The 9,152-nt window shown below is 67.2% G+C and carries 6 protein-coding genes; 4 read left to right on the forward strand and 2 right to left on the reverse strand.

Annotated features, from left to right (window positions below):
* On the reverse strand, positions 1 to 153 hold a 153-nt coding region (locus tag VK533_RS11990; RefSeq protein WP_324377938.1), incomplete at its 3' end, for an alpha/beta hydrolase-fold protein.
* A gap of 6 nt (positions 154 to 159) precedes the next feature.
* On the reverse strand, positions 160 to 1,272 hold the full coding sequence (locus tag VK533_RS11995; protein WP_324377927.1) for an S-(hydroxymethyl)glutathione dehydrogenase/class III alcohol dehydrogenase: 1,113 nt from the start codon (positions 1,270 to 1,272) through the stop codon (positions 160 to 162).
* 159 nt (positions 1,273 to 1,431) lie between these two features.
* Here VK533_RS11995 and VK533_RS12000 point away from each other — a divergent pair, with 159 nt between their 5' ends.
* The 4 genes from VK533_RS12000 to VK533_RS12015 form a co-directional block, all read left to right on the forward strand.
* On the forward strand, positions 1,432 to 4,791 hold the full coding sequence (locus VK533_RS12000; protein ID WP_324377929.1) for a transglutaminase family protein: 3,360 nt from the start codon (positions 1,432 to 1,434) through the stop codon (positions 4,789 to 4,791).
* 20 nt (positions 4,792 to 4,811) lie between these two features.
* Positions 4,812 to 7,328, forward strand: a complete 2,517-nt coding sequence (locus VK533_RS12005; protein WP_324377931.1) for a circularly permuted type 2 ATP-grasp protein — start codon at positions 4,812 to 4,814, stop codon at positions 7,326 to 7,328.
* 16 nt (positions 7,329 to 7,344) lie between these two features.
* Positions 7,345 to 8,223 (forward strand): transglutaminase family protein, encoded by an 879-nt coding sequence (locus tag VK533_RS12010; RefSeq protein ID WP_324377934.1) that lies wholly within the window; start codon positions 7,345 to 7,347, stop codon positions 8,221 to 8,223.
* Positions 8,224 to 8,306: 83 nt separating this feature from the next.
* A partial coding sequence (locus VK533_RS12015; protein WP_324377936.1) for an MFS transporter occupies positions 8,307 to 9,152 on the forward strand: 846 nt, incomplete at its 3' end.

A 9,152-nucleotide genomic window follows, 5' to 3' on the forward strand; every position in this document is an offset into this window, starting at 1 on the left:
CCCCGACAGCCACCAGACGACCGGGAGTTTTTCGCCTTCCTCATGCGCGGGGACGAACACCGAAAACGTCATGTCGGTGTTCGTCGCGGTGGAGGCGTGACGGTAGACGCCCTGGACGCCCTCGAAGGCCTTGTTGATGGAGAGTGTTTCCAGCACGGATCAGTACACCACGACGCTGCGAATGCTTTCGCCCGCATGCATCAGATCGAAGCCCTTGTTGATTTCGTCGAGCGTCAGCACGTGCGTGATCATCGGGTCGATCTCGATCTTGCCGTTCATGTACCAGTCGATGATCTTGGGGACGTCGGTGCGGCCCTTGGCGCCGCCGAACGCGGTGCCGCGCCAGTTGCGGCCGGTGACGAGCTGGAACGGGCGGGTGCTGATCTCCTTGCCGGCTTCGGCCACGCCGATGATGATCGAGGTGCCCCAGCCGCGATGGCAGGCCTCGAGCGCGGTCCGCATCACTTCGGTATTGCCGGTGCAGTCGAACGTGTAGTCGGCGCCGCCGTCGGTCAGCGCGAGGATTTCGGCGATCGTCTGCGCGCGATCCTTGCCGCGGCCATCGATGAAATCGGTCATGCCGAAGCGGCGGCCCCATTCCTCGCGGTCCGGATTGATGTCCACGCCGATGATCTTGCTGGCGCCGGCCATCCGCGCGCCCTGCAGCACGTTGAGGCCGATCCCGCCGAGGCCGAACACGACGACATTGTCGCCGACCTGGACCTTGGCGGTATTGACGACCGCGCCGACGCCGGTGGTGACGCCGCAGCCGACATAGCAGCTCGTCTTGAACGGCGCGTCGTCGCGGATCTTCGCGACCGCGATTTCGGGGAGCACGGTGAAGTTCGAGAAGGTCGAGCAGCCCATATAATGGAAGATGCTCCGGCCCTTGTAGGAGAAGCGGCTGGTGCCGTCGGGCATCACGCCCTTGCCCTGGGTGGCGCGGATCGCGGTGCAGAGGTTGGTCTTGCCGCTGAGGCACGACTTACACTGGCGGCATTCGGGCGTGTAGAGCGGGATGACGTGATCGCCGGGCTTCACCGAGGTGACGCCGGGCCCGACCTCGCGCACGATACCCGCGCCCTCATGGCCGAGGATCGAGGGGAACAGGCCTTCGCTGTCGAGCCCGTCGAGCGTGTAGGCGTCGGTATGGCAGATGCCGGTCGCCATGATCTCGACCAGCACTTCGCCCGCTTTGGGGCCTTCGAGATCGACCTCGACGATTTCGAGCGGCTTTTTCGCTTCGAACGCGACGGCGGCGCGGGTCTTCATGGGGGTCGAAACTCCTGATCAAAATACTGCGGGGGTCTTAAGCGCGCTCAGGCGTTAGGGACAAGTCATGCCGGTTAGCCCGACAATTAATTGCGCCTGTGGGGGCCAAAATCGGCAACTTGCTTGCCGCCGCGCCTGCCCTGTGCTGCAAGCGCGAAGGTGATTCAGGCCGCGCTCCATCATGTGACGTCGTATCGCTACGACCATCCGATCCTGCTCGGGCCGCAGATCATCCGCCTGCGTCCGGCGCCGCACAGCCGCACCGCGGTGCCCAATTATTCGCTGACGATCCTGCCCGAAGCGCATTTCATCAACTGGCAGCAGGATCCGCACGGCAATTGGCTGGCGCGGATCGTCGTGCCCGACCCGACGACCGAATTCCGCGTCACGGTCGATCTGATCGCGGACCTGACCGTGATCAATCCGTTCGACTTCTTCGTCGAGGATTATGCGTCGCAACGGCCGTTCGAATACGCCCCCGATCTGCGCACCGATCTGTCGGCCTATTTCGAGCTCGAGCCGCAGGGTCCCAGGTTCGAGGCGCTCTATCAGCGCTTCAAGGACGTGCAGATGGGGTCGATCGACTTCCTCGTCGCGCTCAACCGCGCGGTGAACGAGACGGTCGGCTACGTCATCCGGCTCGAACCCGGCGTGCAATTCCCGGAGCAGACGCTGGAGATCGGCACCGGATCGTGCCGCGATTCCTCCTGGCTGATGGTGCAGTTGCTGCGCCGGCTGGGTTTCGCCGCGCGCTTCGTCTCGGGTTATTCGATCCAGCTCACCCCCGACGTGATCCCGGTCGAGGGGCCGAAGGGCGTCGCCAGGGACGTGTGCGATCTGCACGCCTGGGCGGAGGTCTATATCCCCGGCGCGGGCTGGATCGGGCTCGATCCGACCAGCGGCCTGTTCGCGGGCGAGGGCCATATCCCGCTGTGCGCGACGCCGCATTACCGCTCGGCGACGCCGATCGAGGGCACGTTGCTGGAGCCCGCGCATACCGACTTCGATTTCGTGATGGACGTGCAGCGCATCGCCGAAGCGGTGCGCATCACCAAGCCCTTCACCGACGCGCGCTGGCGTTCGCTCGACGATCTCGGCCGCAAGGTCGACGCCGATCTGCAGGCGCAGGACGTGCGCCTCACCACCGGCGGGGAGCCGACTTTCCTCGCGGCGGACGATCCCGAGGCGCCCGAATGGAATGCCGACGCGGTCGGGCCGACCAAGGCGGGCTATGCCGACACGCTGATCCGCAAGATGCGCGACAAGTTCGCGCCCGGCGGGCTGATCCATCACGGCCAGGGCAAATGGTATCCGGGCGAGAGCCTGCCGCGCTGGGGCTATTCGGTTTACTGGCGGCTGGACGGCGTGCCGGTATGGCGCGATACCAGCCTGATCGCGGTCGATGGCGGGCAGGATGTCAGCCAGCTCGACGTCGACGAGGCGCAGCGTTTCCTGAAGGCGGTCGCGGCGCGGCTCGACGTGCCGCTGGAGAATGTCCAGCCGGCGTTCGAAGACCCGGTCACCTGGTCGATCAAGGAAGCCGAGCTTCCCGCCAATACCGACCCGACCGCGCCCGAGATCGACGATCCGGAAGCACGGGCGCGGATGGTCAAGGCGTTCGAGAAGGGGCTGTCGCGGCCGGTCGGTTATGTCCTGCCGATCCAGGCGTGGCAGGCGGCGAGCGAACCGGAACCGCGCCGCTGGAAGAGCGAGCAATGGCGTGTGCGGCGCGGACGCCTGTTCCTCGCGCCCGGCGACAGCGCGGTCGGCTATCGTCTGCCGTTGGGCTCGCTGCCGTTCGTGCCGCCGGCGCAATATCCCTATATCCATATCCGCGACACGACCGAGCCGCGCGGACCCTTGCCCGATTTCCGCGAGCAGGGTCCGCCGATCGCCGCGACCGAGCAGCATCCGCAGCGGGCCCAGGCGGTGGCGCAGGCCGAGGGTGCGGGCGCGCAGGAGCGGACCGAACAGGTCATCATCGAAGGCGCGGTCCGCACCGCGATGACGGTCGAGCCGCGCGGCGCCTATGTCGCGGTGTTCCTGCCGCCGACCGAGAAGCTCGAAGATTATCTGGAACTGGTCGCGGCGGTCGAGGCGACGGCGGAAGAAACGCGCATCCCGGTGCGGATCGAGGGCTATGCCCCACCGCCCGATCCGCGGCTGCAGGTGCTCAAGGTCACGCCCGATCCCGGCGTGATCGAGGTCAACATCCAGCCGACATCGGCGTGGGAAGAGACGGTCGATCTGACCACCTCGCTCTACGACATGGCACGCGAGATCAAGCTGACCGCGGACAAGTTCCTGATCGACGGCCGATCGGTCGGCACCGGCGGCGGCAATCATCTTGTGCTGGGCGGACGATCGGTCAGCGACAGCCCGTTCATCCGCCGGCCCGACCTGCTCAAGAGCTTCGTGCTCTATTGGCAGCGCCATCCGTCGCTGTCCTACCTTTTCTCGGGCCTGTTCATCGGCCCGACCAGCCAGTCGCCGCGTATCGACGAGGCGCGACATGACGGCTTGTACGAACTGGAGATCGCGCTGGCGCAGGTCGCCAATCCGTTCGGACCGAACGGGGGCAAGACGCCGCAGCCGTGGGTGGTCGACCGGCTGTTCCGCAATCTGCTGGTCGATGTTACCGGCAACACGCACCGCACCGAAATTTGCATCGACAAGCTCTTCTCGCCCGACGGCCCGACCGGCCGCCTCGGCCTGGTCGAATTTCGCGGGTTCGAGATGCCGCCCGAAGCCAAGATGAGCCTTGCCCAGCAATTGCTGATCCGCGCGATGACCGCCTGGTTCTGGCGCGAGCCGCAGGACGGGTTGCTGGTGCGCTGGGGCACGACTTTGCACGACCGCTTCATGCTCGGCCATTTCGTGTGGGCCGATTTCATCGAAGTGCTGAGCGACCTGCGTCAGGCGGGTTACGATTTCGACCCCAGCTGGTTCGAGGCGCAGCGCCAGTTCCGCTTCCCGGTTCATGGCACCGTCACGGCAGGCGGCGTCGGTATCGAGATCAGCCACGCGCTCGAACCCTGGCCGGTGCTGGGCGAGACCGGCGCGATCGGCGGCACGGTGCGCTATGTCGACAGCTCGACCGAGCGGCTGCAGGTGCGCGCCTCGGGCCTCGTCCCCGGCCGCCATATCGTCGCGTGCAACGGGCGGATGGTGCCGATGACGCCGACCGGATCGCCCGGCGAAGCGGTCGGCGGGGTGCGCTACAAGGCGTGGGAGCCGAGCAATTGCCTCCACCCGCGCCTGCCTGCCAATGCGCCGCTGACGTTCGATCTGCTCGACCGCTGGAACGGGCGGTCGCTCGGCGGCTGCGTCTATCATGTCGGCCATCCGGGCGGACGCAGCTATGACAATGTGCCGATCAATGATTATGAGGCCGAGGCGCGGCGCAAGGCGCGCTTCGTCGATCATGGGCACACGCCGGGCACGGTGGCGATGCCGCAGGAAGAGAGAGCAGGCGATTTCCCGATGACGCTCGACCTTCGGCGACCCGCGGGCTTGTAGCCATGGTCGGGGGGACGAACATGGCCTTGCTGCCCGGCCTGCCCTCGTGGGGGCAGGGCTGGCTCGAATCCTATATCAATCAGGCGGGCGCGGGCGATGTCGTGCGCGACGACATGGCGCGCGGCGGGCGCTGGTGGCACCATCTGTTCGACGGCGTCGCGACGCTGACCGAAGGCCGGCTGCAGCGGCTGCAGGACCGGATCGATCGCCAGGTCGACGAGATCGGGACCGCCTTCCGCCTGCCCGGCGATTCGAACGAACGACCGTGGCCGTCGTCGGCCTTGCCACTGCTGATCGGCGAGGACGAATGGCGGAGCATCGCCGAGGGCGTCGCCCAGCGCGCGGAACTGATGGAGCGCCTGCTCGGCGACATTTACGGCGAGGCCAAGCTGGTCGCCGACGGCCATCTGCCCGCATCGCTGATCACCGGATCGCGCCATTTCTGGCGGTCGATGATCGGCATGCAGCCGGTCGATGGCCATCACCTGCATATCTATGCGGTCGATCTCGGACGCGGGCCCGACGGCGAATGGCGCGTGCTCAACGATCATGCGCGCGCGCCGGTGGGCGCGGGCTATGCGCTGGAGAACCGTCTGGCCGCGAGCCGGGTGATGGGCGCGCTCCAGACGCGGCTCAACCTCCAGCGGCTGGCGCCCTTCTTCAGCGATTTCCGCGAAGGCCTCGCCGCCGCGTGCAAGCGCTCCGATCCGCGGATCGGACTGCTCACGCCCGGCCGCTACAACCAATCCTATGCCGAACAGGCGCATCTGGCGCGTTATCTCGGCCTGCTGCTGGTCGAGGGCGACGATCTCGCGGTGCGCGACAACCGCCTCTACGTCCGCACGATCGAGGGGCTGAAGCGGGTCGACGCCCTTTGGCGGCGGATGGATTCGCGCTTCCTCGATCCGCTCGCGTTCGATTCGACCTCGCGCATCGGCGTGCCCGGCTTGATGGACGCGATCGCGAGCGGCGAGGCGGTGATCGCCAACGCGCCCGGGTGCGGCGTGGTCGAATCGCCGGCCTTCGCCGCCTTCCTGCCGGCCTTGTCGCGGCATCTGCTCGGCGAGAAATTGAAGCTGCCCAATATCGCGACCTGGTGGTGCGGGCAGGACGGGCCGTGCAAGGCGATGCTGGCACGGCTCGACGAACTGATCGTCGGCCCGGCCTTCGCCGATCCGGTCGAGGGCCTGCCCAATGGCGCGGTGCTTGGCTCGAGCCTCGATCCCTATGCGCGGATCGCGCTGGACGAGGCGATGAAGCTCCGTCCGCAGGATTATGTCGGCCGCGAGGTCGTACGGCTGTCGACCATGCCGATCGTCGCCGACGGGCGGCTGGTGGCGCGTCCGTTCATCCTGCGCGCCTTCGCCGCGCGCGACGGCAAGGGCAATTGGACGGTCATGCCCGGCGGGTTCGCGCGGCTCGGCAATATCGCCGACGAGCGCGCGACGATCATGGGCGAGGGCGCCTATTCGGCCGACGTCGGCGTGGTCGCGTTGCGGCCGGTCGAGCATGTCTCGCTGCTGCCGCAGCATGTCGCGGTGCGCCGCAATCCCGGCACCTTGCCGAGCCGCGCGGCGGACAATCTCTATTGGCTCGGCCGCTATCTCGAACGCGGCGAGGCGACGTTGCGGCTGGTGCGCGCGACGCTTGGCGGCACGATCGACGCCGACAGCGGCGCCAGCCTTGTGCCGGTCACGCTCGACCGGCTGGCGACCCTGCTGATCTCGACCGGCGCCTCCAGGATCGACGCCGATCCCGAGGAGGAAGAGGACGAGGATGACGATGACGAGCAGGGCGCGATCCGCGATCTCGCCGAACTGGCCGACGTTGCGCTCGACGGCAACGGGCCCGCCAGCATCAGCCAGTTGTTCGGCACGATCCACGGCATCGCATCGGGCATTCGCGATCGCCTGTCGGCGGACGTGTGGCGGCTGATCGACGCGCCCTTGCCGCTGACGCAGGGTTATGACGCGACCGCGATGCTCAACCGCGTCGGCCAATTGCAGGAAAGGTTCGCTGCGCTCGCCGGGCTCGCCGCCGAGAATATGGGCCGCACCGCCGCCTGGCGCTTCCACGATCTCGGCCGCCGGATCGAACGCGCGCTGGCGGCGTGCCGGCTGACCCGCCAATTTGCGAGCGACGCAGCGACGGTCGACGATCTCACCACCTTGCTCGACCTGATGGACAGCCAGATCACCTATCGCGCGCGCTATATGACCGGGCTGGCGCTGGTGCCGGTGCGCGATCTGGTCGCGCTGGATCCGTTCAATCCGCGCAGTCTCGGCTTCCAGATCGACCGGATTCGCGAGCATCTCGCGGCGCTGCCGTCGATCCGCGACGATGGCCTGCAGGAAGACCATGTCGCGATGGCCAACGAGATCGCGCTGACGGTGGCGACGGTGAAGCCGGAATCCTTGTCGCCCGCGACTTTGCTCGGGCTGGAAAACCGGCTGATGGCGCTGAGTGATGCGCTCGCCGCACGCTATTTCCTGCAGGGTGCCGAGACGGTGCGCGCGCCGGGCATGACGCTAGCATGAGCAGGATTGGAGCCTGATGCGCTACGCGATCACCCACGCGACGCGCTTCCGCTATGCCTTTCCGGTGCGGTTCGCGCGTTGCAACCTGCGGCTCAAGCCGATCGACTGGGACGGCCAGCGGGTCGAGGATCATAAGCTCGCGATCGAGCCCGCCGCGTCGGAAACGCCCGGTCGTCCCAGCGGCTATCCGGTCCACGCGACCCGCATCGTCGTCGACAAGCCGGCGACCGAATTGCTGATCGAAAGCCGCGCGCATGTCGTGGTCGATCGCGTCGCGCCCGTGGCCCAGGCCGACGATATTACGGTCGCCGAAGCCGGCCGGCTGGCGCGCGAGGCCAGGGATATCGGGCCGTACGGACCCGCCAATTACCTGTTCCCGTCGCCGCTGATCGCCGCCTTCCCGCAGATCGCGGCCTGGTGCGGCGCCGAGCTCAAGCCCGATCGTAATGTGGTCGAGGCCGGCCTCGCGCTCGCCAAGGTGATCCAGGCGGGCTTTCACTATGACGGCAGCGCGACCCAGCTCGACACCAGCCCGGCCGAGGCCTTCGCCAAGAAGCGCGGCGTGTGCCAGGATTTCGCGCAGATCATGATCTCGGGCGCGCGCTCGGCCGGCCTCTCAACCGCTTATGTCTCGGGCTATCTGCGCACTACCCCGCCGCCGGGCCAGAAGCGCCTCGTCGGCGCGGACGCGACCCACGCCTGGGTGCTGATCTGGTGCGGCCCGGCGCGCGGCTGGATCGGGTTCGACCCCACCAACGGCGTCACGATGGGTCCCGACCATATCATCACCGCGATCGGCCGCGACTATGCCGATGTCGCCCCGATCGACGGCATCTTCCTGGGCCGGGACGGGCAGAAGATCGACGTCGCGGTCGATGTGGAGCCGCTCGGCTAGGCATCAGGTCGAGCAAAAAGTCGGCCGATCCTTGCTTTAGCGCATTGCATCGTGCGGCCAGCGCGCCAGATAGGTCAGCAAAGATGCTCCATCTTCCCCCTGTGTTCGATCTGCGTCTGCTGATCCGTCCCCGCCGTCGCGGTATCGCCTCGGTCAATCTGGAGGTGCGCGATGGGATCGTGCCGGCGGCGGACGGCATCGCGCAAACGGTCGAGCCGGACGACGGCGGACCGCGAGGGGCCCATTACCGTACGATCGCGCTGATCATCGCCTGCGCCTTGTTCATGGAGGCGCTCGACGCGACCGTGCTTGCTACAGCGCTGCCGACCATGGCGCGCGATTTCGGGGTACGCGCGCCCGAAATGAGCATCGCGCTCACCTCCTATTTGCTGGCGTTGGCGGTGTTCATACCGGCATCGGGCAATGTCGCTGATCGCTTTGGCGCACGCAGTGTGTTCCGTACCGCCATCTTTATGTTCGTCGCCGGGTCGATCGCCTGCGGGCTTGCGCCGACCTTGCCCGCGATCGTGGTCGCACGCTTCGTCCAGGGGATTGGCGGTGCGATGATGCTTCCGATCGGGCGGCTGGTGCTGCTGCGTTCGGTCGACAAGCGCGACATGGTCTCGGCCATGTCCTGGCTGATCATGCCGGCGATGGTCGGGCCGATCGTCGGGCCGCCGCTCGGCGGCTTCATCGTCACCTATCTCGACTGGCGCTGGATCTTCTGGCTCAATCTGCCGATCGGGATCGCCGGCTTCATCCTGGTCGGCAAATATATCGCCGACGTTCGCGAAAAGGCGGCCCCGCCATTCGACCCGCGCGGCTTCCTGCTTTCTGGCGTTGCGCTCGGCTGCCTCCTGTTCGGGTTCGAAATGGCGAGCCGCACCGGCACCGGTCACCTGGCGGCGGGACTGGTCCTGACCGGGATT

Source organism: Sphingomonas sp. (assembly GCF_035317925.1).
GTDB lineage: Bacteria > Pseudomonadota > Alphaproteobacteria > Sphingomonadales > Sphingomonadaceae > Sphingomonas_I.

Bases quoted from the DNA above. Each gene is read 5' to 3' on its own strand.
- VK533_RS12010 (WP_324377934.1), top strand. From the start codon at position 7,345: ATGCGCTACGCGATCACCCACGCGACGCGCTTCCGCTATGCCTTTCCG.
- VK533_RS12005 (WP_324377931.1), top strand. From the start codon at position 4,812: ATGGCCTTGCTGCCCGGCCTGCCCTCGTGGGGGCAGGGCTGGCTCGAA.
- VK533_RS11995 (WP_324377927.1), bottom strand. From the start codon at position 1,272: ATGAAGACCCGCGCCGCCGTCGCGTTCGAAGCGAAAAAGCCGCTCGAA.